Below are 26,843 nucleotides of genomic sequence, written 5' to 3'. Positions count from 1 at the left end.
CATTTGAATGATTTCTTCTTGGTCTACGTGCCATAAAATACTCCATATATTGATGTTTATAACATCATTTGGGGAGCAAAATATCACTTATAAGTGTTGTTCAAATTTCCTGATCCACCTCTATCTGTCAGCGCAATTTTAGGCAAGGGTCTCCATGTTTCGTCGTTACTCGCGTCATTTAAAACTCTTTCATAAATCCGCTCTACGATAATTTCTGTGCCACAACTACTTGTAGCACTTACCTCTTTTAATTTATGAAGTTTAGGCATTTTTATGTCTCTGTTATTTTTCCTAGATATTATAAAAGGTACTCAGTAAAAATTGTAAATTTTATAATTAGATATGTAATAGTTTCTTTATAACTAGAAACTTATTTTATATTTTCAGGAGGATTGAAAATTAATGCTTCTTACCCATTTGACTAATTTTTTTCACACTTACCACTCTTTCGGATTCTATTGTTACGGCATAAAAATCATATTCATCTATCTGAATGCAAATTATTAGTTTTAGGAAATTGGAAATATTTTCTCCAAACAAAAAAAATCCATGCTTTGGAAAGCATGGATATAAAACTAAGAACACCTTGGGAGGTGCAGAAACTACAGCTAGTTTCTGTAGATTATTTTGTATACTAATCCAGTAATTTACAGTGGCGAAATATACCAAAAATTAAAATAATATTAATTAAATCAAATTATCAGACAAACTAAATTAATAATTTAGAGCAAATAAAAAGCTCGATCAATGACTGAATAGCCACTAATTTTGTAGACACCTTTTAGTTAGATAAAATGGCTAATTAACGAGGTGCTTATGAGCAGTAAACGATATCCTGAAGAATTCAAAATTGAAGCAGTAAAGCAAGTTACCGAGAAAGGTTATAGTGTGGCCGAGGTTGCTGCGCGTTTAGGTACAACTACACATAGTTTATATGCCTGGATTAAACGCTATGATCCTCAACAACCCAAAGTTACTCAATCGGCAGATCCAACTGCAGAGCTAGTAAAGCTCAGAAAAGAACTGCAAAGAGTAACTGAAGAACGGGACATCTTAAAAAAGGCCGCGGTGTACTTCGCAAGCCAGTCCAAATGAGGTACGCCTTTATTCGGGACAACCAGCATATATGGCCGATCCGTCGTTTGTGTTCAACTCTAGATGTTCATCATAGTGGTTATTATGCATGGCTAAAGCAGCCTATCAGCAAGACAGCCCAGAAACGGCAACGACTTTCAGGACTGATTAAACAGTTTTGGTTAGAATCTGGTGGAGTTTACGGCTATCGCAAGATTTACTGTGATCTGAAAGATGTGGGTGAGAATTGTGGGATTAATCGAGTGCATCGGTTGATGAAAGTTGATGGACTTAAATCACAGCGTGGCTATCGCAAACCTAGAACTCATGCAGGTACTCCGTCGGTTGTTGCTGCAAACACTTTAGACCGCCAATTTAATCCAGCGCAGCCGAACCAATTATGGGTGACTGATATTACCTATATCCGTACCCATGAAGGATGGCTGTATCTCGCAGTGGTAATCGACCTGTTCTCACGACTTGTAGTTGGCTGGTCTATGAAATCCAGAATTACGACAGATCTGGTTTTAGATGCGTTATTAATGGCTCTATGGCGGAGAAAACCACAGAATAAAGTTCTGATTCACTCTGACCAAGGCAGTCAATATACGAGCCATGAATGGCAAACATTCCTTAAGCAGCACAATCTGGAATGTAGTATGAGTCGTAGAGGAAATTGCCATGATAATGCTGTTGCTGAGAGTTTCTTTCAGTTGTTAAAGCGAGAAAGAATTAAGAAGAAAATATATGCATCAAGAACTGAAGCTAGGTCTGATATCTTTGAATATATTGAGATGTTCTACAATTCAAAACGCAGACATGGTTCCAATGGTCAGCGTTCTCCATTAGATTATGAAAAGGCCCATCAAAAGATGGTTAGGTGTGTCTAGAATTTTGGTGGCTATTCACATCACCATTCCACATCTCGATAAGGTTCGCTTGGCAACTTCAGTAGAACCCCTAGCGTCAATTTTCTTGATGATCTGAAGAATCTCAGGTGCCTCAATCTGGTTAATACGCTTATTAGCAAGAGCAATATAGAGCTCATCTAATGAAGCTCGAACATTACTGATATGTTTGGATGACCAAGTTTCTTTTTGATTATTGAACCAATCTTCTGCAACCTCCTTAAAATAAGGCTGCTTTTCTTGGGCCTCAACTGTATTCTTGAGTTTATATCTCAGATCAAGCGCGATCTCCCTTGCACGCTTTAGACTCACTTCAGGATATATACCTAATGCTTTAGACTTCCGTTGTCCATTTTCCGTATACAGGATAGACCAATATTTCTTACACATTACATCAGTAAGTGACATATCTTTGTCCCACGTAATTAAACTTATTTAGTGGGTCAAATTGTCCCAATATTGACCCACTAACAGCAAAGATGAGGTCAAATGGGATCAGACTATATCGGACAAACAGGCATAAAAAAAAGCCTTTAAACATTGAGTTTAAAGGCTTTTTTAGATTCCGATGGATTGCTTCGGAAAGAATTTTGGTGGAGGTGGCGGGAGTTGAACTCACTAGGGTTCAACTCTATCGAAATCTATTATATATAAGCCTTTGTATTTTCAGTTATTCATCTAATTTCGTTTGATAGTCTTTGATAGATATTTAAAAAAGTGTGGCAAAAAATGTGGCAAGCATATCCAACTAAACACACATCTTATATGTGTACATGATGTATACAAGATGGTGTCAATTGAACTCAAAACTTAAACTAATGATTATAAAAATTATTTTCAAAAATTAAAAATCCTGTACCCAAATTTGATTTAGTGGATTTAGCCAAGTTAACCAGCCACTGCTTTTAGTCTATATACTTTGTATGGTAGCAATGAATTAAAAACAGTACTGGTCATAAATAGCTAAAAATTATTTGATCTGACTCAAGCAATAACTTAGCTTTTCCAATAATTCATCCGCATTTGATTGATTAAAAATAAGTGGTGGACGAATTTTCAGTACGTTGTCATATGGCCCCATTGTGCTGACTAATATGCCTTGCTCTTTTAAGTTATTAACCAATTGCTTAGTTTCTAAAATAGCGGGTGTCTTAAGGTGTTTATCAGATACCATTTCAAAACCAATCCAAAGCCCAACACCACGCACATCATCAATTAAATTATATTTATTTGCATAATGTCTTAAACCTGTACGGATATAATCCCCCACCTCAGAGGCATTCTTTAATAATTGTTGCTCTTCAAATACATCTAGCACCGCATTCGCTGCAGCTGCAGCAACTTGTGCACCAGCAAAGGTATTAAAATAGAAATTCTTTTGACGAAATCTTTCAAAGAGTTCTGCATGAGCTACTAACGCAGCAATCGGATAACCATTGCCCATTGGTTTTCCCATCGTGGCAATATCAGGTACAAATCCCATATATTCATGTCCCCACATCAATCCTGTTCGACCAAATCCCGCTTGGACCTCATCTGCAATCACAAGACCACCTTCAGCATGAACTAAATCTGTGACTTTTTGCAGCAAGGTCGCCGGTACATCAGGTAAGCCTTCATTGGCAAACAAAGAACAGAAAATGATCCCTGCAAAACCCACCCCACTCTTCTTAAATGCATCAATCTGAACTTGCACTTGCTCTAGGTAAGCATTAATCAAAGCTTCACCACTTAAGCCATTTAATGGTCTATAAGTTTCTGGGAATGGAATCATCTGCACATCATCATAATTTTGACGATCCTGTGCTGCTTTAAACAGGGGGGATACGCAGTCCACGGCTGCGGTATTCCCATGATAAGCATAATTTGAACAAATGATGCCTTGGGCTTCAGTTACCTGACGCACAATCCGTAATGCTTGGTCATTCGCTTCTGAACCTGAACATGTAAAGATGATTTGATCAAAACCCGCTTTAAATGTGGCGAGTAATCGCTCACCATAACTCACAATATTGTCACTTAAATAACGGCTATGCACATTCAGTATTTGCGCCTGTTCATAGATCGCTTGAACCACGTGTGGATTACAATGTCCAACAACAGGAATATTGTTATAACAATCTAAATAGGTTTTACCATCAGCATCGTAAAGATAAACACCTTCTCCTTTCACTAAATGTAAAGGTTGTTGATAAAACAATGGGGATTGCCCCATGACACGTTTACGACGCATTAATAGAGAATTATTGATTTGATGCACTGAACTATTCATATTTTAAGCGCCTTTTTTATATAAACTTTGATGATCAAAAACTTGATTTGCTAGATATTGTTTTGCAAATTCAATTGTATCGATGGTGTATTGGACACCCATTTCCTGGGCAAGCTCTGTATCTGGATGTGAACCTGCCCACCCCATAATCACAAGTCGTCTTAACAGCATAAATACTGGAATTTCAGCTAAATCTGCTTCAGACAATGGCGCAACTTCTAAATAACCATCAAGCCATGAATGAATAATTTCATCTCGTTGCTCATGAAGTTCTAAAAATGTCATAGATGATGCGAGATCATATAAGTACCACCCAAAACCACAATCGTCGAAATCCAGTATTTTGGTTTTACCCTCGTGAACAAAAAGATTGGCAGTTCTAAAGTCAGAATGAATTAATCCATAGCGATCATTAGATTGACCATAACGATGCAAACGCTTTTCCATATAGGCAGCAGCTTTTTCAACAATTTCTATGCCCTGAATGTTTGCAGCAAAACCTGTTTTCCAATGCCCCCAATTTGGTTTTAGACCAAAAGCACCATCCAAATCCCAATGTAAGCGCTCAAAATATTCAGGTCTTTTCCATTGCTTTGCATGAACGTGTAACTTTGCTGTCATTGCACCCAATTGATTAAAAGCAGCGACTAAATCTTCTGATTCGGGATGTTTTCCTTCAATAAAATGGAACAGTGCCATCGTACGCAGGGTATTGGTTTTTGGTTCATCAATAAACTGTAAAACATCTCCATCTAATCCTTCGATTGCGAGTGGTGTTTCAAGTCCTGTCTCTTCTCGCAGTGCTTTCATCCAAGCTAGTTCGGAACGAATTCCATTTTCAGTATGATAGTCAGGGCGATTCACTCGAAGTACCCATTTTTGTTCTTCATCTGACACAAGAAAGGTGGCATTTTCAGAGTAACTCAACAGCTTCAGTGATGCCTCTGGTGTAATATTCCATCGAGGTAAAGCCTGCTGAATCAGTGTTTCAAGATAATCTACTGGTTCTAGTTGAATCATGTCCTTAACCTCCTTACTTTGCTAAAGTGTGCGTTTTTTTCACACTCATCATCTTGCTGAAGTATTGGCTACCCATACACACCATCAAAATCAGGAATGGTCCAAGCACCACAAGATCAAACTTAAATGCAGTCACGAATAACAGTGATGATGCAATTAACATGACATACCCTAAATACACTCCACCAATCGCTTTGTAAGGACGTTCTACATGTGCTTGACTACGACGTAGGTAAATAAATGCTGCGCTAGTAAGTACATAAGTGAAGGTAAACATCACAACAACACCGAGCATCACACGTTCAGGATCAAGTAATGAGATACCAAAGCCTGCAATCGCCACAAAGAGTACTGAATAAACAGGTGTGCCACTTTGATTCACTTTGGCAATTACTGATGGAATGACACCTTCACGTGCCACATCAAATAGTTGGCGAGATGCTGAATAGACAATAGAGAAGAAGCCTGCCAATAAGCCAAGTAGAACGCCAAAGGTCACTATATTTTTTAAAACAACTTGTTCTGTAGCAATACCCGCTAATAATGGATCTAACACGCTCGTAAGTTGACTTGTACCCACTGCACCTGGTGCAGCAAGTAATAAACATGTTGCTGTTGAAGCTAATATTAATAGCCCTAGTGTTAATCCTTTAGGTACATCTTTCGCAGGATTCTTGGTTTCTTCTGAACATGACACGGTATGTTCAATACCGACGAACATCCATAGTGCAAATGGAATCGCTGCTGCAATTCCCACTAAAGAAATTGGCATATTCGAAATTTCTAAATTATCTGCATTAAATGATGGTGCAACACCACCAGAGAAGATAAACAAAGTTGCAACGGCAATTGCACCTACAATTAAGGTGATCGAAACTAAATCTTTTGCACCACGTAAACTAATCGCTACAACAAAGACAAATAAAATCAGTTTGATGAGTGATTCATTCATAGTGAATAGTGAAGAGGCATAGCCCACAATAAAAGTGGCAACCACACCTGCACATGAAATAAGTGCTAAACCAATCGTGATGCCTGAGAAAGATCCTGCCAAATGGCCAAATGCACGACGTACAAAAGAACTCAACCCACCTGCATTAGGCCAAGCCGCTGCAAGCTCAGAAATACATTGAGTGAAACCCAAATAAAACATAAACATAATAGCGAAAGCGATACACATATTGCTCCAACCATATTCCAAGCCAAAATTCCAACCTGAAAATTGGCCTGCAATGACGATGGAGACCCCTATGGCTGTGACCATATACCAACTTAAAGTGCCTTTTTTGAGTGACATACTTCTTCTCTCCCAATCTCTAACTTCCACCTTTTGGATGACATTTTTCAACTAGTTTTATGTCATCCAAATCAGCAAAGTGATTCGTTGTTATTTATTTCGATGTATGAATTGTGGAATGAAGTTAAAAAATCATTTAACAAAAATTGTTCTTTTTAGAGTTTATTTTATGGCACCAAATTTGCTTAATGTTTTGGTTAGTTCAACAGTAAAATTCGACTGCCATGTTTGAATCCCAAAAAAACAATCAAATTACTCCACCTTTGTATTTTAATGATGCAGACGAACAAGCTCTGTTCATTCAAGGCTGGGATCAACAATACGAACAAATTAGCATGGGCAAGTTTAGTGGTCGTTTGCAGGAGTTATGGCTGGGGGATATTCAATTTATTTTGGAAGGTTGTAGTCAATCTGTGCATCAAATTGGTGCTTCTTGGCATGATTCACGCTGTTTTATCCTTCCTATTCAGCAGGAAGGTGTCTCATTCTTTCGTAATCAAGTAGTTGATATTGACACTCCTATGACACTAAATCCAAATGAGATTATGGATTATCGCACCTGTAGCAATAATTTAACGATTGGCATTGCGATCCCAAATCAAATTATGGATGCACTCTCTTGTCTCGAAGAATGTGAAAATCTCAATGATTTTTTCTGCTTACATCCTCATTTACATGCCAATACTGCCCAATTTAATGAATTAAAATCACTGTTAATACACCTTTTCAGCCATGCTACAGCACATGCAGAACTTCCTTCATCAGTAAATGAACACTTTATTTTGGATGAAATTTTTTGCTTACTGTTCTCTTCATTCAGTATTTATGAAAATACTCTCGCAAAGAAAATTTATTCTCACAAAAAAATTGTAAATCATGTCAAAGAGTTAATTCTCGAAGATCCCTCTATTCCCCCTTCTATGACAGAGATATGCAAAGAAGTGGGTGTTAGTCAGAAAGTGCTTCAACACTGTTTTCATGAAATTATGGGAACAAGCCCTGCTCAATATTTAAAGGCAGTTCGTTTAAACAGAGTTCGGCGGGACTTAAAAAAAGCAGATCATAGAATCGAATCGGTACAAGATATTGCCTGCAAATGGGGCTTCTGGCATGCCAGTAATTTCACTTCAAACTATAAAACGATGTTTGGTGAATTACCTTCGGAAACTTTAATTCATTAATCATTATTGTTATATATCAAAACAACTTTATATTTTTAAATCAACTGATTGAGCAACACAGTCAATGCCAATCGATTGGGTACATCTAATTTTTCAAATATTCTATTGGTATTGATTTTAACTGTGCCGACTGAAATGCCCATTTGTTCTGAAATATCCTGATTCGCATAACCTTTTAATATCAAAAAACAAAGCTGTTTTTCACGATAAGTTAATGCTGCTTGATCTAGATAATTTGCAATCACTTTATTTTTAATACCTTCAATATTAAAAATATTGGTTTTAAGAATATTATAAAGTGCTTGATTTGACGTTAAATCTTTTTTCTTCTCTTCATTTGGATTTGTAATCGCTATACCTGCAAATGCATGGTCATTTTCCCAAAACACAACTTCAAAAATTTCATTGATATTTAAATCTGCTGTGAAGGTTTTATAGCGATGTATGTCTAGCGTTGTGTCTGGAATTGAATTGAGATAGTTCATGTTGTCATGACTCTTCAGAAAGTAGTCAACATTTAAAGGATCACAATCTTGAAAATGGTGATGATATTTATGAATGAATTCCTTTGGAGCTTCAATATTATGATGAATTTGAGCCTTACGTTGATCTTCATCAATCCAATAAAACATCGCACCTTCAGCATCTAGATAGTTTTTTGCCAAAAGTAGTGAGTTTTCAATAATTAAGTTTTCTTTTAGCATATCTTTCGTAGCTCATATACTTTCCAATATATAAGTAGCAATTAATATGCCAGTCAGATAAATTAATTCTTGGAACTTTGCTTTTAAATAATATTTACACATAGAAGAAGCCTCTCATCTGAATATATTGTCTTCATCTAACAACTATTCAAGTGAGAGGTATTTAATAAATTTAAAGATTAAACGTGCTCACCAACCTCTTTTGCATATTCTTTAATGACATCATTTCCTGAAGCAACCGTGACATTTAGACCTGCTGAATGTCTCTCTTCCTTACCTCTAAATACATCTAGCGGGTCTTCGAAGTCACGTACATAGCCTAATGCAAAGCATGCACATTGATATCCCATTAGCTTTAATAATTCATCATCTAATGTTTGTGCAATTTCTGGTGGTGTAGCTAAATATTGATTTTCTTCCTGTCTTAACCAGCCAGCACAATAATTCACATTGATTGCTTGACGAATTTTATCTGTATTGTTCGTTCCAGCACCATGGTAAATTTTACCTGTATAGATGAGTACTGAACCTTTACTCATTTCAGCAGGAATTGTTTGTTCTTGCACAAATTTTTGTCGAGCTCCTACATACATACTGTTTGGAACTACACGTGTTGCTCCATTTTCTTCAGTGTATTCAGTCATTGCCCATAGTGTGTTGAACTGTGGTTCAAAATCATCTGGAAACTCAAAAAAATCCCAAGTTAATTGATCTTGATGTAAAACTTGAGCTGGCGAACCAGGATTAACAGTAATAATTTGCGTCAGCTGCAACTGTATTGTAGATGATTTATGCAAATGTTTTTTCGCTGCCGCCAACATAAGGGGATGTGTAATAATTTTTTCACGAGCTGTTTTAGAACGTGCAACAAGAGCACCTGTTCGCTGGATTTTTTTACCTAAAAATACATCTTCTCCATATGGACTAGAATAAACATGTTCATGTGTTTCTTCTGCGATACAATCCATCACCTCAGGCGAAACTAAATTTTCAATAATACAATGACCATGTTCTTTTAATGCTTGTGCAACTTCATCAGCAGTTGCTGTATTCGGTAAACGGATAAGACCCATTGTTATTGTCCTTTTAAACTTGTTTTCGATGATTCAAAGTTAAGGCAAAACAAGAGACGTAGCATCTAACTAAAGTTATATAATTTTATAATTCCTAATTTTTTACCAACAGCAATTCAGTCACATCTTAAGGGTGGCATCAATTAAATTTGGAAGCCAACCCATTAATTTTATTGAGTAAAAAAAATTAATTGCCCCAAATTAGATTTAATGCATTAAATCACTTTAAAATCTTGTTCAAATCCGAATTCAGGATTTGAAATGGCGTACGGCATTATAACAGAACATTATACTGAAAAATAATTGCAATGTTATAACGTTACAATTAATTCCTTGTGATATTAATCATCACATCAACCTCAGTATAGTTCAATTTTTTAATTTGTATTTTTGCTTAGGACTCTTAGGCTTATCAGGAAGGGTACGTTCAACCACACCTGCTTCTAATGCTGGAGTTAAATAATTTTTTTGGAATGTTGCTCGGTGGGACAAGTCTAATAGAGCCATCAGCTCAGTTAGGCTATATTCCTTCTGCTCCATATTCTGGATTAGACGTTTAACTTGATCGCTAACTTGTACGCTAGCTTGAGCGGTATCTTGATCGCTGGCATCAGAACTGAGTATTGCATCTAGAATCATCTGCAAAATAAACTCAATAAAAGGTGCAGAATCTGAGCGATCTGTACTCGCTTGCAATGCATCGTAATAAGCTTTTTGGTTTTGATAAATCAAGCTTTCTACAGGGATATTGAGAAAAATTGGATTCCACTGGCTTAAGATTAAAGTTTGCCATAAACGCCCCATACGCCCATTGCCATCAGCAAATGGGTGTATAAACTCAAACTCATAATGAAATACTGAACTCTGAATTAATGGGTGCTCATTGCCTTCATCCAACCACTGCAATAATTCTCCCATTAAACGGTGGACTTGATTTGCAGGCGGAGCCATATGCACGACTTGATCCCCTGACATCACACCAACACCACCATGACGATACTGTCCAACATCATCAATCAGTCCTGTCATCAATATTTGATGTGCTTTCAGCAAATGCGATTCTTGATCAGGATTCCAATCTTGAATTTCTTCATATGCCTTTAGGGCATTACGTACCTCTTGAACTTCTTTAGGTGGAGCGATAATGGGCTTGCCATTCAGGATCGCTGTGATTTGCTCTGTACTCAAGGTATTTCCTTCAATCGCTAAAGACCCTTGAATCGTTCGAATACGATTGGCTTTTCGCAATTTAAGGCTATCTTGGATTTGGGTTAATGCAGTCAAACGCCCTATTGATTCACTAATTTGTGCAATCAAGTGAATAATTTTAGAGGTAATCGTATAAGGCGGTTGATATTTCATGCCATTCCTAATTGATGTAAAAACAAAGTACAGTTTATTAAACTCTAAAATATTAATATTTCATAGCTTAGTGAGTAATACCTACTACAAGCATGCTGGTTTTTTCTATCCTGAAACAGTGAGATAACTAATCAGTTATTCTTTTAAATTCTGCTTTGCTTTATCTTTATTTTAAATATACGCAGGAAATTGCATTGTTCAAAGTTATTGATGGGTTAAAAAATAAGCTTGATCAGAAACGACCTCTTTCTGACCTTATGTCTAAAAATTTACAAGAATATCTTATTCTGCATTGGACATACCATTCTAATGCAATCGAAGGTAATGCACTAAGACTGCTAGAAACCAAAGTCGTTTTAGAAGGCATCGCTGTAGGTGGTAAAAAATTAAAAGATCACTTCGAGGTAATTAATCATAGAGATGCTATCTACTACGTTGAAGATATCATCAAAAAAGAAGAGCCTTTTTCTGAGTGGCAAATTTGCAATATCCATCAATTGATTTTAAAAAATATCGATGATGACAATGCTGGACGCTATCGCCAGCAAAATGTACTCATTTCAGGTACTACTAACACGCCGCCAGATTACACATTACTGAATGATAAAATGGCTCAATTAGTAGATTGGTATAATACACAAGCAGATCTAATGCATCCAATTGAACGAGCTGCAAAAGTACATGCAGACTTCGTAGGCATACATCCTTTTATTGATGGTAATGGATGTACATCACGACTTCTGATGAATCTTGAATTACTAAAAGCTGGCTATCCGCCTTGTGTAATTACTGTAGAAAATTACTTGGCTTACCATGAAGCTCTTGATCAGTGGATGGCATATGGTAAAACCAAGTCTTTCATTCAATTGGTTGTTGATGGTGTATTAGAAGGATTTAAACCTTATCAATTTGTTTTAGAAATTTAAAAAACCTTTTTTGTATTAATCTTTATGCAATTGACTTATACCTCTTAGCCCGTATGCTAATACTTAACAAGGAATATATAATAAAGATCAGTTGTAGGAACACTCAAATGGCTCAAACGGTTCGTCTCAAGGATTGGGATAAGAGTTCACCAGGTATTTCCGAAATTTCATCGAGACTACGTTTCTCTTTTGAAACAGGACAGATTTGGTTAGATGAAGAACGCATGATGTTAATGCATTCCTCAGCATTAACGGTTTTAAGAAAAGAACTGATTGATACCCTAGGCATTGAACGTACCCGAGGAATTTTGACTCGAATTGGCTATGCGGCTGGATTACGTGATGCGGAAATGGTTAAGGCAAGTTATAAAGATTTATCAGATCTAGAACTCTTGCATAAAGGTCCCTTATTACATGCCTTAGAAGGTATGGTGAAGGTAGAGTTAAAAGATGTAGAAATTGATATTAAAAATGGTCGATATCATATTGATGCAATTTGGCGAAATTCCCTTGAACACCAAATTCATCAAGGTTTATTTGGTCCTTCTCATTATCCCATCGCATGGAATGAGCTCGGTCATGCTACTGGATATGTGAGTGGCATCATGAATCGTTTCATTCTGCACAAGCAGGTAGAAATTACTCCTTTAGGACCTCGCTTTGTAGGCAAACCTATTGAAGAGTGGGATGAGGTTGCAGATGAACTTAAATACTATCAATCTGATTCAATCGTAGAACATCTACTGACCTTGCAGGATCAGGTAGAAGACTTACGCAAATCCTTACCCCAGCCTATTTTACCCAGTGATGTGATTGGAGATTCTCCACGTTTTCAAGAAGCTTGGTCGCTAGCAAAAAAAGCATCTTCAAGTACTGTGACTGTGCTTTTGTTAGGAGAAACAGGGGTAGGAAAAGATGTATTTGCAAATGCTATTCATAATTCCAGCCCTCGAGCTAACCAGTCCTTTGTGGCGGTGAATTGTGGAGCTCTTCCCAATGACTTAATTGAATCTGAATTATTCGGCATTGAAAAAGGTGCTTATACAGGAGCACAGACATCAAGAGAAGGACGGTTTGAACGTGCAGATGGTGGTACTTTATTTTTAGATGAAGTCGGTGAGTTAAGTCTTAAAGCTCAGACTCGATTACTTCGTGCCTTACAATCGGGTGAAATTGATCGTCTAGGCGGGACTGAAACACGTAGAGTCAATGTGCGAGTCATTGCAGCAACTAACGTAGATTTAGCAGAAGCTGTAGCTCAAGGTACTTTTAGAAAAGACTTATATTATCGACTCAATGTTTTTCCAGTTTCCATTCCTCCTTTAAGAGAGAGAAAGGATGATATTTTAGCTTTAGCGGAACGCTTCATTGATAAATTCTCTGCTAGAGAAGGCCTCCGTATAAAAGGCTTAACAGACAAAGCCATACATGCCCTACAATCTCATGATTGGCCTGGAAATATTCGTGAATTAGAAAATGTAATTGAAAGAGGAATTATTCTAGCTTCGCAGGATAGCTTCATCGATGCTTCTATGCTATTTCCTCCTTCTTATACAACCTTATTGGAGGAAAATATAACGGTTTTGGATCGTCAGGGAAAAATTTCAGAAACAGTTAAACAACCAATCAACGATTTTGTTACTGAGCTTCTGGATAAAAAAGTCCCTTTAGAAGAGTTAGAGAATCTTGTCGTGAAAGCCGCTATTGAACGCTGCGAAGGAAATTTATGTGCGACGGCACGTTTACTCGGCATTAGTCGAGCACAAATCGGTTATAAATATAAAAAAATATTCAATGAAACTATATCGAAATAGAGACATTGACAAGTACCCCCCATTAAAGGGGATAGGTTCTCAAGTATACTTTTAGTATAGTTAGTTATTCAAAAGCTTGCTGAATGAACAGTAGTTATTTCAGCAAGCTGAGTTCTCCAATAAAACTATTTTCAACCCTATTTTAAAACTGAAACTTTGTTTTCGATTACACCTATATTTTCAATTTCACACCTTACAATATCCCCGTCTTGCAAAAATACTTGAGGCTGCATCGCAACACCTACACCTTCCGGTGTTCCTGTTGCAATGATATCGCCTGGTTCCAAAGTAAAAGCTGTAGATAAGTAGATGAGCTGATCATGAATATTGTGAATCATTTCAGATGTATTATTCGATTGTCGAAGCTCTCCATTAACATAACAGCGTAATGTTAATGTTTGATGATCTTTAATTTCATCTCGAGTCACAATCCATGGACCAATGGGACCATGGGTATCGAATGATTTCCCCATCGTAAAAGTAGGTGTATGGAATTGCCAGTCTCGTGCAGAAACATCATTTACAACCAAATAGCCAAAAATAGCATCATCAACATTTTCTATGGTGAGGTACTTTGATTTTTTTCCAATGACTACTCCTAGTTCGACTTCATAATCTAACTGTTGGGTCATACCAGGATCAATCGTACCAAAGGGATCATTGATGCAGCTTATCTGTTTATTAAACCACGTTTGATATCCACTCTTGGCAATACCTAAACGATCTGCCTCATCCACATGCTTTTTATAGTTCATCCCAATGGCTAAAAATTTACCAGGTCGAGGGATGGGCGCCAATAAAATCACTTCTGATAAAGCATAATGAGGAGAAGCTCCCTCACAATAGGCTTTAACCTTTTCCAAGGCATCTGCACCATATTCAATGATGCTCTGTAAATCTTTATAGGGTAAGTCCGTTTGATTAAAATCAACAATCCCGTTATCGAGAACCAAGCCACATGAAATTTCATGACCAATTTTAAATCTAACTAACTTCATCTTTTTGACCCCTTTATTTTATTATATTTTCAAAATGCAGCATTCCATTGATACTTTATTCTTCATGGCACTTTAATGATTCAAATAATCATCTCAAAGCTCGAGTGATAGAGATTCAAAGTCTTGAATCTCTATGTAAAATATACCCACTTTAAATATGAGCTTATTGAGCTTGAAAATTGGCTTGTTGAGATTTCAGCATGTTCAGCGCCACATCAACAATCATATCTTCTTGTCCACCCACCATACGACGCTTGCCCAGTTCCACTAAAATATCGAAGGCAGACAAACCATATTTTTCAGCAGCAGTTTCAGTATGACGTAAGAAACTTGAATACACGCCTGCATAACCGAGGGCCAAGGTTTCACGATCCACACGTACCGGACGTTCCTGTAACGGGCGCACAATATCTTCAGCGGCATCAATCAAACGTTTGACATCACAGCCATGATTAAGTCCCATACGTTCAACTGCAGCAATGAACACTTCAAGCGGTGCATTACCTGCGCCTGCACCCATTCCCGTCAAACTTGCATCAACACGGTTACAGCCATGTTCTAAAGCGACGATGCTATTTGCCACACCTAAACTTAAATTATGATGGGCATGCATACCGGTTTCAGTCTCGGGGTTGAGCACATCTTTCATGGCTTTAAAGCGGTCTGCGATGTCATACATATTCATCGCTCCACCCGAATCCACCACATAGATACACTGCGCACCATAACTTTCCATCAGCTTGCCCTGCTCGGCCAGACCTTGCGGTGTATTCATATGGCTCATCATCAGGAAGCCAACGGTATCCATGCCCAGTGATCGGGCATATTCAATATGCTGTCTGGACACATCGGCTTCGGTACAGTGGGTAGCGACACGTACCACCCGTGCACCGGCATCATAAGCAGCTTTAAGGTCATGCACCGTACCAATACCGGGAAGCAGTAAAGTTGCGACTTTGGCCTGTTTCACTTCACTGGCCACGGCTTCAATCCATTCCAGATCGGTATGTGCACCAAAGCCATAGTTAAAGCTGGAACCTTGCAAACCATCACCATGCGCAACCTCAATACTGTCCACACCGGCTTCATCCAGAGCACGGGCAATCTGACGCACCTGATCGAGTGAATATTGATGGCGAATGGCATGCATACCATCACGCAAGGTCACATCTGACACATAGATTTTTCTTTCCTGATCAAACATTTCAATTCTCCTTACGCAATTTCTTCTTGTTGTTTATGGCTTAAATGGGTTTCGGCAAAGCGTTCTGCCGCAGCCAAAGCGGCACTGGTCATAATGTCCAGATTACCTGCATAGGCCGGTAGATAATGCGCAGCACCTTCCACCTCAAGGAAAACAGATACTTTTAAGCCTGGCAGTTTGCCTAGTCCCGGAATATTCAGTGGTCGGTCAGTATTGAATTCTTCGAACTGGACTTCCTGTTTTAGGCGATAGCCGGGTACATAAGCATGCACGGCATCGGCCATTTCTTTAACTGACTGGCGAATCGCGTCCTGATCGGCACCGGCTTCAGCCAGGCAATACACGGTGTCACGCATAATCAATGGCGGCTCCGCCGGATTCATGATAATGATGGCTTTGCCTTTTTCCGCCCCACCCACGTCTTCAATGGCTTTGGAGGTCGTTTCGGTAAACTCATCAATATTGGCACGTGTACCCGGACCGGCAGACTTGCTCGCAATCGATGCAATGATTTCTGCATAATGCACTTTTGCCACCCTAGACACGGCACGTACCATGGGAATCGTTGCCTGACCACCGCAGGTGACCATGTTGATATTCGGTGCATCCAGATGTTCATCCAGATTCACCACCGGGACCACATAAGGACCTATCGCTGCTGGCGTCAGGTCAATGACTTGAATGCCATATTGCTGCAACACTTGATTGTGATGAGCATGTGCCCCTGCTGAAGTGGCATCAAACACGATCTTGATGTCTTTAAAGCCGGGTAATTGAATTAGGCCTTCAATACTTTCTGCAGTGGTCTCAAAACCAAAACGTGCTGCGCGTGCCAGGCCATCTGAATTGGGATCCACTCCGACCATTGCGCCCATTTCCAGATATTTTGCATTGCGCATAATTTTAATCATCAGGTCAGTACCGATATTGCCCGAACCAATGATGGCGCATTTAATTTTTGACATTGTTTTTGTTCCTTATTCTGTTGATGCGGAAAAAACTGCGCTGACAGGATCAAAACCGTCTATTTCCACCACAAATGCATCGCCTGCATGTACAACCACCATGGGACCAAGTGCGCCAGTTAAAATAATGTCGCCGGCCAGTAATGGACGACCACGACGTACCATTTCATCTGCCAGCCAGACAGCTGCATTGAGTGGATTGGCCAAACAGGCTTTACCGATGCCTTCGGATACCAGCTGACCCGCACGCGTCATGCGCATTTTGCAATTCACTAAATCCAGATTTTCCAGTTTGACCGGACGTGAACCCAGTACAAAAGCAGCACTCGATGCATTGTCGGCTACGGTATCGATCAGGGAGATTTTCCAGTTTTTAATCCGGCTATCGACCACTTCAATGGCAGCCAGGGCGTAATCTGTAGCACTGATGATGTCGGCAAAGCTATGTTTCACTTGAGTGAGGTCATGCTTAAGCACTAAAGCAATTTCTGCTTCGACTTTGGGTTGAATGAGATTTTCAGTGGGGATTTGTTCACCATCGCCATAGGCCATATCGGCAAACAGCATGCCGAAATCGGGGGAATCCACTCCCAGCTGCTTTTGTACAGCAATCGATGTCAAACCAATTTTACGACCGACTAAACGACGGTCTTGGTTCAGTGCACGTTCTGTATTGATATTCTGGATTGCATAGGCAGTATCCACAGTCGATGTCATATCTAACTGGTCACGAATAGGTGAAATGGCTTGCTGGGTCAATTCTGCTTGATAGAGCTGATCTGCCCATTTTGATAAAGTGATATCCATCATTGTCACTCCTTATTCCCTTAAAATGACCAAACAAATTTAAGCCAAGTAGCATCACCTTTGGGGCGGTTCTCCACTTCAGTTTCTTTTAAGTATTTTGCTTCTAAGGCCCAGCCATCTTTTTGATAGTGAATACCCGGACCGTAAGCCAAAGCTTGACCACGGAAACCGATATCGATATCTTCAACTTGATCGGATTGGGTTTGTTTAAAAGCATAGCCCTGCACAGCAAGGGTTAAATTCGGGTTGAGCTTATAGCCCACGCTATAGTCAGCAGCAAAATATTCACCCGAGTGATAATTCGTGTCTTTATTTGCGGTGTTGAAGCTATATGACATTTTGGTTGAAACATCCCAACCTTGTGGCTGACTAAAGGTATAAGCAAGAATTGGTCTGAAGGTATAATAATTTTTGCCTAAATTAGCTAAATCACTCTGATCATAATCTCCGGTAGGAAAAATGGTTTCTACCGCAGCCGCCCAGTGATGATTGCCCTGATGCCAACCGAGCATCGGTGCAAAAATAAGATCACCTAATCCAGTGTTATGATCGCGTTGCCCCGCCACTTTTAAACGCAAATCAACTAAAGGCTGGGCTGCATAAAAACCCAATTGCCCGCCAAGTAACTGCTGTTCCGTCATCCAGACCAAACGTGGCACTACAGCCTTGGCATCAATATCAAAGTCTGGAATGAGTGTATTACCATCAGAACCAACAAAATTAGATGCCGTGTAATTTTGGTAATAGCTCAATAAATACAAACCAGGTGGAGGAAGCGCACCCGCTAAAAGTCCTTCTGCGCCTAAGGCAAAAGAGTCTGAACCGTTTTCAGTTGCATAGGTACTTGCGGAAAATATGCACGCAAGTGCCCCCGAAACTAAGCATAAAGTCTTAATTTTCATTTCAAATCCTTCTTAATATTTTTGCTCGCCTGTATGCAACCTTGCTACAGGCTTTTAGAATCCAGATTTATTCGTTGAAGAAATCTCTGAGTAATTTGGCAAAACGAGCACTATGTTCAATTTGTGCCCAATGACCGCATTCACCAAACACATGTAATTGTGCATGCTGGATCAATGAAAATAATTTGGTTGAGGTTTCTAGGGGAATCACTTTATCTTCACGACCATGAATAATCAGCGTGTCATGCGGCAATTGGCGAATCTGTTCCTCTGGACTCACTAAAGCATCAACCCAACGCTGACGGGGTGCCGGGAACATGGCAGCAAAAGATTCCTGAAATCCTGGACGGATACTGGCTTGATACCGCAGTTCAGCAAGTTCATCTGTAACCAATTCACGGCTATGTGCAAAGGTATCCATCAGCTTACGCATGCTTTCAAATGAAGGTTCATAACCCCAGACATTATCTAGTCCCGGTGTAATATCAAAAGGTACGCCGACGCTACCCATCAACACTAAGCGGCGCACACGCTCTGGATAGGCGATTGCGAATGCGATGGCAATACTGCCGCCAAAAGAGTTCCCGACCAGATCAGCCTGTTTTACATCCAATGCATCAAATAGGTCTTTGAGCTGTTGTACCCAATGTTCTTTGCTATATACCACGCCTGCAGGGCGCTCAGTATAACCAAAACCCAGCATATCAGGTGCAATTACACGACGGTCTTTTGCTAGCTCAGGCATCACTAAACGCCAGTTTGCCCATGCTGTGACACCCGGACCAGAGCCATGGACCATGACGACAGGAAATCCTGTTCCCACATCATGATAATTGGTGAGGAAATTACCGGTTTTAATTGAATTGACGATTTCTGGATTTACACTAATATTCATTTTCATTCTCACAAATTTTGTATTACGGGTCTTTGACAATCAGGTCATGACATTAAAGAAGGTTTCACTGAGTTTTCGCTCAGTAAAGAAAATTGCACGCGGTAATTCATCTGCAGTCCAGGTTAAAGTTGGACGGTCCGAATACCAGATGTAGCCACCACTGAATACTTCATTGCGGTTACCCGATGGATCAAAGAAGTACAGCGTTTCTCCACGGGTAATGCCATGTCGTGTTGGTCCGATTTCGTGAGAAACCTCATGATTGGCAATTGTGTCTGCGGCTGTGAGCACTTGCGCCCAAGATTCGACAAAGAATGACATGTGATGCAGCTTGCCTTTGTCCGGTGCGAAGATAAACGCCACATCATGTGGCTTGTTACTGCAGGACAGGAAAGCCGCCATCATGGTGTCACCATCCAGTACCTGCTCTGCCAGATCAAAACCAAGCACATCTTTAAACAGACGATAGCTTTGCTCCACACCTTCCCCCATCAGGGCACAGTGGTCAAAACGGCTTGGATGTATGCCTTGCAAACCCTTGGCCTGAACACCTGGATTAGTCGTCGGCATGCCATTGCCATATAGGTCTTTATGGGCATAGAGCTCAAATACATGACCTGTTGGTGCAGTAAAGCGGACCCGTTCACCGGTGGCCAGGTTCTCTCCAGCAGGGATGATTTCAACTGCGACACCATATTCCTGTAGGGCTTTTTCCAGACGCTTTAACTCAGACTCGCTGATAACTTTAAATGCCATACAGTCCATACCAGGAGAGTCCGCTTCACGCAGAATCAGACAATGATGATCATGCTCATCCCAGGCTTTTAAATAGACTCTTCCCTGTTCATCTCGTCCGGTTTCAATCAAGCCAATCACATTGACATAATGGTGAACAGATTCTTCTAAATCGAGTACTCTGAGCGCCACATGGCCAGGACGCGATACTGGTTTAATATTCATATTGGTTCCTTCCTTTATTATTTTCACAAACGTTTTTTACTTGATTTAAGGCCTAACACAGCTACCTCTAAATCACTTTCTGGGTATAAGCGGCATGCCAGGCCAATTCCGGCGTTCAGTTCAGTTTCATTGACATGCTCGCGGCTCATTTTTTTACAATGATAATTCCCACTTAACACCTGCACCCGACATATTCCACATCCGCCACCACGGCATCCGACAGGAATTCCTTTTCGGGAAAGACGCTGCATGCCTTCAAGCAAGCTGTTTCCTGTATAACAATGAAACTGCTCCTCACTATTTATTAATCGAATCTGGTGCATCTCTCACCTCTCAAATATTTCTAAATAATGGGCTCCGTGTCGCCTGATTGGCTGCATCCGCTGCACTGAGGAATTTTTCGATATGAATGTCCCGTTCAAATAAACGTCCACGCATTAATCCACGAATCGCAGCTTCAATCATTGGAGGTGGACCACATAAATAGGCTTTATGATTTCTAAAGTCATTGTCATAAATACGAATGGCGGCTTCATGCACAAATCCGCGTTCGCCAGTCCATTCACTGCTTTCGGCTTCATCGGATAACACTGGGAAATAGCGGAATTGCGGATATTTTTGCTCGAGTTCTTCAAACAACTCCTGATAATACAATTCACTCGAATTACGTGCCCCTTGGAACAAGGTAATCTGCCGAGAATCGCCATTTTCAAGCAACTCTAAAATCATCGATTTTGGACTGGATAACCCTGAACCTCCCGCGATAAAAATCACAGCATTCGGATCAGAATGGCGAGTAAAGAATCGCCCCAGTGGACCTGAGAATTTTAGTTCTTGACCGACTTCCAGGTCATCATGCAACCAACCTGTCCCCACACCGCCAGGGACTTTGCGAATATTCAATTCGATCAAGTTAGAATTGGAAGGTGCGCTAGCGATCGAAAAAGCACGAGGTTCATCTAAGCCAGGGATATAAAGGTTAATATATTGTCCTGCCTGAAACTGCATACCTTCTTCTACTCTTAAAAAGATCCCCTTAATCGTTGGGGTCAAATCCACAATCGATTCGACCGTAGCTTCAAAGTCACGTAACGGAATGACTTTGGCATCCGGATCTTCATCAATTTCCACTTCAATGGTCAGATCAGACTGCGGAATGGCACAACAGGCCAGCGCCTTGCCTTCAGCACGCTCCATATCCATCAGGGCAAAAGGAGAGGCTTCTCCTAAATCAACCTCACCATCCACGACCTGAACTTTGCAGGTGGCACACAGACCATGACAGCAAGCATGCGGCAACCAAATACCGGCACGTAAAGCTGCATCCAAGATATTCTGTCCTTCTTCAACTTCGATGGTTTGTCCTAAAGGCTCAATGGTTACTTCATAAGTCATGGCGAGATCTCCTTAAAGTCCGTTTAAGTGAGGGGTATGAAAACGTAAGTAAGACTTGTGACCAATCCCGAGGCTGTTAAAGCTGGACTGCTCCTCAAACTGCAAAGGCTGACGTTCAAATATCCATTCGACATTAGACCAATCAATCTCAGCCCAATCGCTATGACTGGCAAACACACTTTGTGTCAGCTGATTTTCAATAAAATCTTTAAATTTCTGCTCCGGGTCGACCAATACTGCAATCGGTGCACTGATACTGAGATGACCATTCCATTCCACAAACAGGACATGCTGACCATCGAACTGGTCTTTTGCATCCCGAACTTTCCCTTGGTAACCAGGTTTTAAGGCGATAACTGACATACGAATCTCCTGGGCGGTGTTTCTTCCTGAAAACACCACCGAATTATTGTTGTAGCTTTAAATCAAGATAAATACTGGGGCTTTATACCGAACCGTTTTGATTTTTCCATTTGGCCCAGTTCAGTGCATCTGGTGATGTTTCAAAAGCACCGGTATCTACACCCGGCTCTAAATATGACCAGCGCACAATATCCTCTGGCCCAGGTCCACCGGCTTTGCCTTTGAGAATTTGCTGGACAGGCAACCACGCCTGGACATATTTTTCTGGCTCATCATCAAAAATGTCCTTACAACCATCTGAACAGAATTGATATTTTTCATCTTTATAAACACTTTCACGTTGACGAATCGTGGTTGGATCATCTACCTCGGTAAAGATCATCGGAATCTGGCAGGTTTGGCATAAGCAAGGCAGACTGGTGTTGTACCAACGCTTGCCTTCATCCTCTTGTTTCTTCCAATGGTCAAAACGTGGCTTATAATGCTCATCAAAACTGTTTGGATATTCTTTCGATAACCATTCCTGCTCTTCTGCAGTCGGTACCCAAGCATGTAGACCTGTGCCCCAACAATATTGATAGAACATAGACCAAGCCTGATGGGTAATATGGTCTTTTTCTTTCACCGAGTCTTCCCAATACTTCGGCATCCGAATACCGTAACGCTCTAGGTCAGCGAATAGCGCACCACCACTTTGTTCAAAGTAGATTTCCCAACCTTCACGCCAAGACATAATCTTTTTCGGTAACATGTAATCCATCATCATGCCGACCAAAGTCAGCAAGCGATAACCACGCCAGAACCATTTATCAATCCATTTTTGTACAATCGGCACGTTAGCTGGATCTTGCTCCAGGATGAATTTGATCGCTTCAAGTCCGAGGGTCATATGACGGGCTTCATCGGATTGGGCCGAGAAACCAAACGTCACTGTTGCCATATCGCCGTTATAGGCAGCACCGGACATAAATGGCATAAACAATAAATTGGTCAGTACATATTCAAACGAGAATGAAATCGATACCAGGTATTCAAACGGACCGGCAGACATTGCATCATTAACGAAAGATTTCGGTACCGATAAATACCAAAGACGGTCAAAGTTTTGTGGCCATGAATGGAAGCCATTAAAGTATTTATTGTAGTGGCTCAAGGTATGCACTTGGGTTTGGCAATGACGTAGTTCATCAATGGCCTGCATTTGACAAGCAACGCGCGAACCTACACCACGTAACTGGCGACCTGCCATGGCAAAACCGCGGTGTGCGTTATATTCAATCGGTGTAACACCCGTTAAAAAAAGTTTAATCGCATTGATATAACGTGCATCTGTCACGTTTAAATGCCCATTGTTTTGTGAAAATGCATCAATAATGGCATACAGCTTACGTTCTTTTTCTGACTGATATTTCCAGTAAGCATCCATGGTCAGACGGAATGGATCTTCCCATTTATCCCAGTCATGAATTTTAATACCTTCAAACTTATCATAAGGGAACACTTCATCCATCGACACATAACTGGTATCCCACCCTAGTCCACGGGTCATCAACGCATATTTATCTTTTAAACTCAGTTTACGTGGTGCGTCTGCAGCCGCTTTTGCATGTACGTTCATGTTCATTCTCCATAATCTTTATCTAAGAACTTTCCATCAGTTCAATGTTTTATTACATGGTCGTTAACGAAACCATCCCACGGTAAAGCTTTCATCTGTCTCATCAATATTTCCAGAAATACTGATTAAGTTAATGTGAATTTCTTGCAAGTCCCAGCTACGCCCTAAAATTTCTTCGACTGAGTCTTTGCGAATAATTAACTGACCCGGTGCATCAATCTTGACCATTGCGGGATAGTATTCAATTTTCGCTTCAGGGTTATCCTGTTCGATCGCCTCAATAATGGGACGAGTATCATCATTGGTTTGAAAAGCCATAAATACATTTTTCATGCTGCAATCTCCTTTGCAATCAATCCGATTTTGCTTAAACGCTTGGCGAAAAGATCTTCGATAAGTTCTAGATCACTGGCATCTGCATCAACTGAATTGAGAATAGAGGTGGCAGCAACGCGAACTTGTGATTGCCATTTTTCGATCCATTGCATGATTTGCTGACGGTTCTCATCAGACTCTAATGCTGTGGTTTTAATAACTGAGTTAACCCAAGGCTGGGTTTCTTCAAACCATTCATTCATAAATGATGTCAGCATGCTAATAGCTGAAGCACCATGTGCAACTAAATCACGATCAATCAGATATTTAATTAGTGGATATAAATAACCATCAAATACCAAATTTTGTGCAACGAAGAGTTCATACCAGTCTTTTATAACGAACATCTTTTCAATGCTTTCGCGTAAAGGCTGCCATGTTGCCCCTTCCATCCAGGCTTGTTTTGCTCGTTCAAGTGAGCTGCCTTGATTCCCATCTAAAAGTAGACCTACGCGAGTTAAGTACTGCGCTGAACCTAAGCGATCCATAGTGGCAAACATAGTGGCATTGGTTAAAGTCGCACCATAGGCATAACCCGTAATGAAGCTATTGTTCATATTGGCGCCCCACTCATAGTGGCGCAGGGGAATCAACAAATTTTCTGCTTTGCTTAACAATTCAGGATAAATCGTGTTGAGTACTTTATTTTTTTCAACAAAGTTAAAGTTACTTTCGAGTATCTCTTGTTGGCGTGCTCGGATTTGGGTATAAGTCCCATAATAAAGCTGACGTGGATCTTTTAAGGCATACCAATCTTGCATTTTAATCACGGTACGATCGGTATCAAAAATTTCATGCTCCGGCTGCCAAAGTGGACGGTAATGAAAATTGATTTCTTCCTGAATATCGTAACTCGCTTCCTGATAACGTGATGCAACTTTGTCACCAAAACGTTTTTCAACATAGGCATATGTATTACGGAGGGGTTTTACACCTGATGTTTTAATATCAATTTGCATTTCAGATCTCCCTGATCTATTTCATCTAATTGTTTATTCTGTAATTCCAGGCTGCCCAAAGCGCCATTTCAACCGTTCGTATTCGAGTTTGCATACTTCATCAGTGGTTAGATGTTGAACTTGATATTGCATACAAAACTCATCAAAGGCCTGTACTGGCATAATCATTTCTACAGCTAACTCTGGATCGCCTATCGAAAACTCGAATTCGATATACTTTTCACGCTGAGTCCCTGTGATATGAACAAAGCAAGTCGGCTTTTGGATCTCTTCCATTTGCATAGCTCAATCCGTCTATTCTTGTAATAGCTATATTGCAAAGGCTGTGCCAAATTTTAATATTGTTATTTTTCAAATGTTTATGATTTTATGATTTTTATTTTATACAGTTTTCTTTATCAAATTCTTAAGTCACAATCTATGACTTAAGAAAATTCTCAAGTGTTTAATATTTTCTCAGTTGTCTAAGCACTTAATAGAGGATCAAAAAAAGAAGAAGCTTTAAGCTTCTTCTTTTTTTGATTTTTCAACTCGTATTGATAGTGAATAGCTGGACTGCCACCACTCTCCTAGACAAATATCGTCTATTCTTTTTGCACAGGAGAAAACATTATGAGTGGACAACGATATACCCCAGAATTTAAAGACGAAGCTATAAAATTAATTACTGAACGAGGATATTCTGTCACTGATGTAGCGGAACGTTTAGGTGTATCACAACACAGTATTTATAAATGGTTAAAGGCGATACAGCCTTTACGCAACAACCCTGATGAACATGAATTGCTCGAAGCAAAGAAAGAGATCCTCCGTCTTAAAAGTCAACTTAGACAAACTGAAGAGGAACGGGACATACTAAAAAAGGCCGCAAGGTACTTTGCAAGTCTGCCCGAGTAAAGTATCAGTTTATTCTTGAGTACAGTAATCAATTTAAGATTAAAACGATGTGTCGGGTTTTAAAGATTGCTCGTGCTGGTTATTACGCTTGGTTGCATGAACCCGAATCAGGCAGAACTATTGAAGATAAACGGTTATTACAGCTCATCCGATCTTCTTATGATGCTAGTTATGGTATTTATAGTTATCGTCGCATTACTTTGGATCTTAAAGAACTAGGTGAAGGCTGTGGCCCGAATCGTGTACTAAAGATCATGAAAAACAATGGTATTGCAGCAGTTAGAGGATACAAGAAGCATAAAAGTTATGGCCGTGGTCGTCCTCAGATTGTGCCACCCAACCATTTAAATAGAGAGTTTGTTGTGAATACTCCGAATACTTCCTGGGTAACTGATATTACCTATATTCGGACTTGGCAAGGCTGGTTATATCTGGCTGTAGTGCTTGATTTATATTCGAGAAAAGTGATCGGTTGATCAATGAAACCAACTCTTGCTAAGGATATCGTTCTTGATGCACTACTCATGGCAGTATGGCGACGCAGACCCGATGAACCTGTGATCATACACTCAGACCAAGGCTCACAATACAGTAGTGGAGACTGGCAGAAATTCTGTCAAAAGCATAATTTAATTCCCAGTATGAGTCGCAGAGGAAACTGTTGGGACAACGCTGTTGCTGAATCTTTTTTTAGCAGTTTAAAGAAGAAAAGAATTAAAAAGAGAGTCTATAAAACACGAGAAATGGCTCGTGCGGATGTGTTTGATTATATCGAAATGTTCTACAATCGAATCAGGCGTCATTCGCATCTCGATGGTATGAGCCCAGAAGCATTCGAAACAGCTTCAAAATGAGGCTATCTCATGTCTAAGAT

The 26,843-nt window shown here is 40.0% G+C and carries 24 protein-coding genes and 2 pseudogenes; 5 read left to right on the top strand and 21 right to left on the bottom strand.

Translation table 11 applies throughout. The annotated features are described in order from the left end of the window. Nucleotides 1-816: 816 nt before the first annotated feature. Nucleotides 817-1,964, top strand: a protein-coding gene (locus tag HLH16_RS05470) for an IS3 family transposase (protein ID WP_171528569.1) whose coding sequence is annotated in 2 segments (ribosomal slippage) — nt 817-1,063 and nt 1,063-1,964 — 1,149 coding nt in all. Because the reading frame shifts where the segments join, the coding sequence is not laid out codon by codon here. An 18-nt stretch (nt 1,965-1,982) separates the two neighbouring features. Here the strand turns inward: HLH16_RS05470 and HLH16_RS05465 are convergent. The 4 genes and pseudogenes from HLH16_RS05465 to HLH16_RS05450 form a co-directional block, all read right to left on the bottom strand. After that, nucleotides 1,983-2,390: pseudogene (locus tag HLH16_RS05465) on the bottom strand (tyrosine-type recombinase/integrase); the annotation flags it as partial. A gap of 562 nt (nt 2,391-2,952) precedes the next feature. Beyond that, on the bottom strand, nt 2,953-4,254 hold the full coding sequence (locus HLH16_RS05460) for an aspartate aminotransferase family protein (protein WP_171528568.1): 1,302 nt from the start codon (nt 4,252-4,254) through the stop codon (nt 2,953-2,955). 3 nt (nt 4,255-4,257) lie between these two features. Further along, complete coding sequence (locus tag HLH16_RS05455) at nt 4,258-5,274, bottom strand: phosphotransferase enzyme family protein (protein WP_171528567.1); 1,017 nt, start codon at nt 5,272-5,274, stop codon at nt 4,258-4,260. A 13-nt stretch (nt 5,275-5,287) separates the two neighbouring features. Further along, nucleotides 5,288-6,571, bottom strand: a complete 1,284-nt coding sequence (locus HLH16_RS05450; RefSeq protein ID WP_171528566.1) for an amino acid permease — start codon at nt 6,569-6,571, stop codon at nt 5,288-5,290. A 224-nt stretch (nt 6,572-6,795) separates the two neighbouring features. On the opposite strand from HLH16_RS05450, the gene HLH16_RS05445 reads away from it, so the two are divergent. Next, nucleotides 6,796-7,752, top strand: a complete 957-nt coding sequence (locus HLH16_RS05445) for a helix-turn-helix domain-containing protein (protein ID WP_171528565.1) — start codon at nt 6,796-6,798, stop codon at nt 7,750-7,752. A 35-nt stretch (nt 7,753-7,787) separates the two neighbouring features. Here HLH16_RS05445 and HLH16_RS05440 read toward each other — a convergent pair whose 3' ends face one another. The 3 genes from HLH16_RS05440 to HLH16_RS05430 form a co-directional block, all read right to left on the bottom strand. Continuing rightward, complete coding sequence (locus tag HLH16_RS05440; RefSeq protein ID WP_171528564.1) at nt 7,788-8,456, bottom strand: helix-turn-helix transcriptional regulator; 669 nt, start codon at nt 8,454-8,456, stop codon at nt 7,788-7,790. 179 nt (nt 8,457-8,635) lie between these two features. After that, a complete protein-coding gene (locus tag HLH16_RS05435) occupies nt 8,636-9,529 on the bottom strand; it encodes a phytanoyl-CoA dioxygenase family protein (protein WP_171528563.1) in 894 nt (297 codons plus the stop codon). 369 nt (nt 9,530-9,898) lie between these two features. Continuing rightward, nucleotides 9,899-10,891, bottom strand: coding sequence for a Fic family protein (locus HLH16_RS05430; RefSeq protein ID WP_171528562.1), 993 nt, complete (start codon nt 10,889-10,891; stop codon nt 9,899-9,901). Nucleotides 10,892-11,085: 194 nt separating this feature from the next. Here HLH16_RS05430 and HLH16_RS05425 point away from each other — a divergent pair, with 194 nt between their 5' ends. Both HLH16_RS05425 and HLH16_RS05420 read left to right on the top strand, forming a co-directional pair. Next, a complete protein-coding gene (locus HLH16_RS05425) occupies nt 11,086-11,817 on the top strand; it encodes a Fic family protein (RefSeq protein WP_171528561.1) in 732 nt (243 codons plus the stop codon). Nucleotides 11,818-11,924: 107 nt separating this feature from the next. Continuing rightward, complete coding sequence (locus tag HLH16_RS05420; RefSeq protein ID WP_171528560.1) at nt 11,925-13,631, top strand: sigma 54-interacting transcriptional regulator; 1,707 nt, start codon at nt 11,925-11,927, stop codon at nt 13,629-13,631. Nucleotides 13,632-13,768: 137 nt separating this feature from the next. On the opposite strand, the gene HLH16_RS05415 is transcribed toward HLH16_RS05420, so the two are convergent. The 14 genes from HLH16_RS05415 to HLH16_RS05350 form a co-directional block, all read right to left on the bottom strand. Then, on the bottom strand, nt 13,769-14,629 hold the full coding sequence (locus HLH16_RS05415) for a fumarylacetoacetate hydrolase family protein (protein ID WP_171528559.1): 861 nt from the start codon (nt 14,627-14,629) through the stop codon (nt 13,769-13,771). 163 nt (nt 14,630-14,792) lie between these two features. After that, nucleotides 14,793-15,833 carry a 4-hydroxy-2-oxovalerate aldolase gene (gene dmpG / locus HLH16_RS05410; protein WP_171528558.1) on the bottom strand — a complete coding sequence of 347 codons (1,041 nt, stop codon included), beginning with the start codon at nt 15,831-15,833 and terminating at the stop codon, nt 14,793-14,795. A gap of 11 nt (nt 15,834-15,844) precedes the next feature. After that, nucleotides 15,845-16,798 carry an acetaldehyde dehydrogenase (acetylating) gene (locus HLH16_RS05405; RefSeq protein WP_171528557.1) on the bottom strand — a complete coding sequence of 318 codons (954 nt, stop codon included), beginning with the start codon at nt 16,796-16,798 and terminating at the stop codon, nt 15,845-15,847. Between the two features lie 12 nt (nt 16,799-16,810). Further along, nucleotides 16,811-17,605, bottom strand: coding sequence for a fumarylacetoacetate hydrolase family protein (locus HLH16_RS05400; RefSeq protein WP_214646619.1), 795 nt, complete (start codon nt 17,603-17,605; stop codon nt 16,811-16,813). Between the two features lie 20 nt (nt 17,606-17,625). Further along, a complete protein-coding gene (locus tag HLH16_RS05395; RefSeq protein ID WP_171528555.1) occupies nt 17,626-18,507 on the bottom strand; it encodes a SphA family protein in 882 nt (293 codons plus the stop codon). A 67-nt stretch (nt 18,508-18,574) separates the two neighbouring features. After that, nucleotides 18,575-19,402, bottom strand: a complete 828-nt coding sequence (locus tag HLH16_RS05390) for an alpha/beta fold hydrolase (protein ID WP_171528554.1) — start codon at nt 19,400-19,402, stop codon at nt 18,575-18,577. 39 nt (nt 19,403-19,441) lie between these two features. Beyond that, nucleotides 19,442-20,362, bottom strand: a complete 921-nt coding sequence (locus HLH16_RS05385; RefSeq protein WP_171528553.1) for a catechol 2,3-dioxygenase — start codon at nt 20,360-20,362, stop codon at nt 19,442-19,444. 23 nt (nt 20,363-20,385) lie between these two features. Beyond that, nucleotides 20,386-20,685: a 2Fe-2S iron-sulfur cluster-binding protein gene (locus tag HLH16_RS05380; RefSeq protein WP_171528552.1), complete on the bottom strand. Its 300-nt coding sequence runs from the start codon at nt 20,683-20,685 to the stop codon at nt 20,386-20,388. A 10-nt stretch (nt 20,686-20,695) separates the two neighbouring features. Further along, nucleotides 20,696-21,757, bottom strand: coding sequence for an NADH:ubiquinone reductase (Na(+)-transporting) subunit F (locus tag HLH16_RS05375; RefSeq protein ID WP_171528551.1), 1,062 nt, complete (start codon nt 21,755-21,757; stop codon nt 20,696-20,698). A 12-nt stretch (nt 21,758-21,769) separates the two neighbouring features. Next, nucleotides 21,770-22,120, bottom strand: coding sequence for a phenol hydroxylase subunit P4 (locus HLH16_RS05370; RefSeq protein WP_171528550.1), 351 nt, complete (start codon nt 22,118-22,120; stop codon nt 21,770-21,772). 82 nt (nt 22,121-22,202) lie between these two features. Beyond that, nucleotides 22,203-23,738, bottom strand: coding sequence for an aromatic/alkene/methane monooxygenase hydroxylase/oxygenase subunit alpha (locus HLH16_RS05365; RefSeq protein ID WP_171528549.1), 1,536 nt, complete (start codon nt 23,736-23,738; stop codon nt 22,203-22,205). Nucleotides 23,739-23,801: 63 nt separating this feature from the next. Continuing rightward, nucleotides 23,802-24,071, bottom strand: a complete 270-nt coding sequence (locus tag HLH16_RS05360) for an MmoB/DmpM family protein (protein ID WP_005172223.1) — start codon at nt 24,069-24,071, stop codon at nt 23,802-23,804. After that, a complete protein-coding gene (locus HLH16_RS05355) occupies nt 24,068-25,072 on the bottom strand; it encodes an aromatic/alkene monooxygenase hydroxylase subunit beta (protein ID WP_171528548.1) in 1,005 nt (334 codons plus the stop codon). The genes HLH16_RS05360 and HLH16_RS05355 overlap by 4 nt, the downstream gene beginning before the upstream one ends. Nucleotides 25,073-25,105: 33 nt before the next feature. Then, nucleotides 25,106-25,354, bottom strand: coding sequence for a phenol hydroxylase subunit (locus HLH16_RS05350; protein ID WP_171528547.1), 249 nt, complete (start codon nt 25,352-25,354; stop codon nt 25,106-25,108). A gap of 330 nt (nt 25,355-25,684) precedes the next feature. On the opposite strand from HLH16_RS05350, the pseudogene HLH16_RS05345 reads away from it, so the two are divergent. Further along, nucleotides 25,685-26,823: pseudogene (locus HLH16_RS05345) on the top strand (IS3 family transposase). The last annotated feature ends 20 nt before the right edge of the window (nt 26,824-26,843 follow it).

It is taken from the genome of Acinetobacter sp. ANC 5378, assembly GCF_013004315.1.
Lineage (GTDB): Bacteria > Pseudomonadota > Gammaproteobacteria > Pseudomonadales > Moraxellaceae > Acinetobacter.
This window is presented reverse-complemented; position numbering and strand designations above follow the sequence as displayed.

Excerpts from the sequence above, each read along its gene's own strand:
- HLH16_RS05460 (WP_171528568.1), bottom strand. The coding sequence starts at position 4,254 with ATGAATAGTTCAGTGCATCAAATCAATAATTCTCTATTAATGCGTCGT.
- HLH16_RS05455 (WP_171528567.1), bottom strand. The coding sequence starts at position 5,274 with ATGATTCAACTAGAACCAGTAGATTATCTTGAAACACTGATTCAGCAG.
- HLH16_RS05450 (WP_171528566.1), bottom strand. The coding sequence starts at position 6,571 with ATGTCACTCAAAAAAGGCACTTTAAGTTGGTATATGGTCACAGCCATA.
- HLH16_RS05445 (WP_171528565.1), top strand. The coding sequence starts at position 6,796 with ATGTTTGAATCCCAAAAAAACAATCAAATTACTCCACCTTTGTATTTT.
- HLH16_RS05440 (WP_171528564.1), bottom strand. The coding sequence starts at position 8,456 with ATGCTAAAAGAAAACTTAATTATTGAAAACTCACTACTTTTGGCAAAA.
- HLH16_RS05435 (WP_171528563.1), bottom strand. The coding sequence starts at position 9,529 with ATGGGTCTTATCCGTTTACCGAATACAGCAACTGCTGATGAAGTTGCA.
- HLH16_RS05430 (WP_171528562.1), bottom strand. The coding sequence starts at position 10,891 with ATGAAATATCAACCGCCTTATACGATTACCTCTAAAATTATTCACTTG.
- HLH16_RS05420 (WP_171528560.1), top strand. The coding sequence starts at position 11,925 with ATGGCTCAAACGGTTCGTCTCAAGGATTGGGATAAGAGTTCACCAGGT.
- HLH16_RS05415 (WP_171528559.1), bottom strand. The coding sequence starts at position 14,629 with ATGAAGTTAGTTAGATTTAAAATTGGTCATGAAATTTCATGTGGCTTG.
- dmpG (WP_171528558.1), bottom strand. The coding sequence starts at position 15,833 with ATGTTTGATCAGGAAAGAAAAATCTATGTGTCAGATGTGACCTTGCGT.
- HLH16_RS05405 (WP_171528557.1), bottom strand. The coding sequence starts at position 16,798 with ATGTCAAAAATTAAATGCGCCATCATTGGTTCGGGCAATATCGGTACT.
- HLH16_RS05400 (WP_214646619.1), bottom strand. The coding sequence starts at position 17,605 with ATGGATATCACTTTATCAAAATGGGCAGATCAGCTCTATCAAGCAGAA.
- HLH16_RS05395 (WP_171528555.1), bottom strand. The coding sequence starts at position 18,507 with ATGAAAATTAAGACTTTATGCTTAGTTTCGGGGGCACTTGCGTGCATA.
- HLH16_RS05390 (WP_171528554.1), bottom strand. The coding sequence starts at position 19,402 with ATGAATATTAGTGTAAATCCAGAAATCGTCAATTCAATTAAAACCGGT.
- HLH16_RS05385 (WP_171528553.1), bottom strand. The coding sequence starts at position 20,362 with ATGAATATTAAACCAGTATCGCGTCCTGGCCATGTGGCGCTCAGAGTA.
- HLH16_RS05380 (WP_171528552.1), bottom strand. The coding sequence starts at position 20,685 with ATGCACCAGATTCGATTAATAAATAGTGAGGAGCAGTTTCATTGTTAT.
- HLH16_RS05375 (WP_171528551.1), bottom strand. The coding sequence starts at position 21,757 with ATGACTTATGAAGTAACCATTGAGCCTTTAGGACAAACCATCGAAGTT.
- HLH16_RS05370 (WP_171528550.1), bottom strand. The coding sequence starts at position 22,120 with ATGTCAGTTATCGCCTTAAAACCTGGTTACCAAGGGAAAGTTCGGGAT.
- HLH16_RS05365 (WP_171528549.1), bottom strand. The coding sequence starts at position 23,738 with ATGAACGTACATGCAAAAGCGGCTGCAGACGCACCACGTAAACTGAGT.
- HLH16_RS05360 (WP_005172223.1), bottom strand. The coding sequence starts at position 24,071 with ATGAAAAATGTATTTATGGCTTTTCAAACCAATGATGATACTCGTCCC.
- HLH16_RS05355 (WP_171528548.1), bottom strand. The coding sequence starts at position 25,072 with ATGCAAATTGATATTAAAACATCAGGTGTAAAACCCCTCCGTAATACA.
- HLH16_RS05350 (WP_171528547.1), bottom strand. The coding sequence starts at position 25,354 with ATGCAAATGGAAGAGATCCAAAAGCCGACTTGCTTTGTTCATATCACA.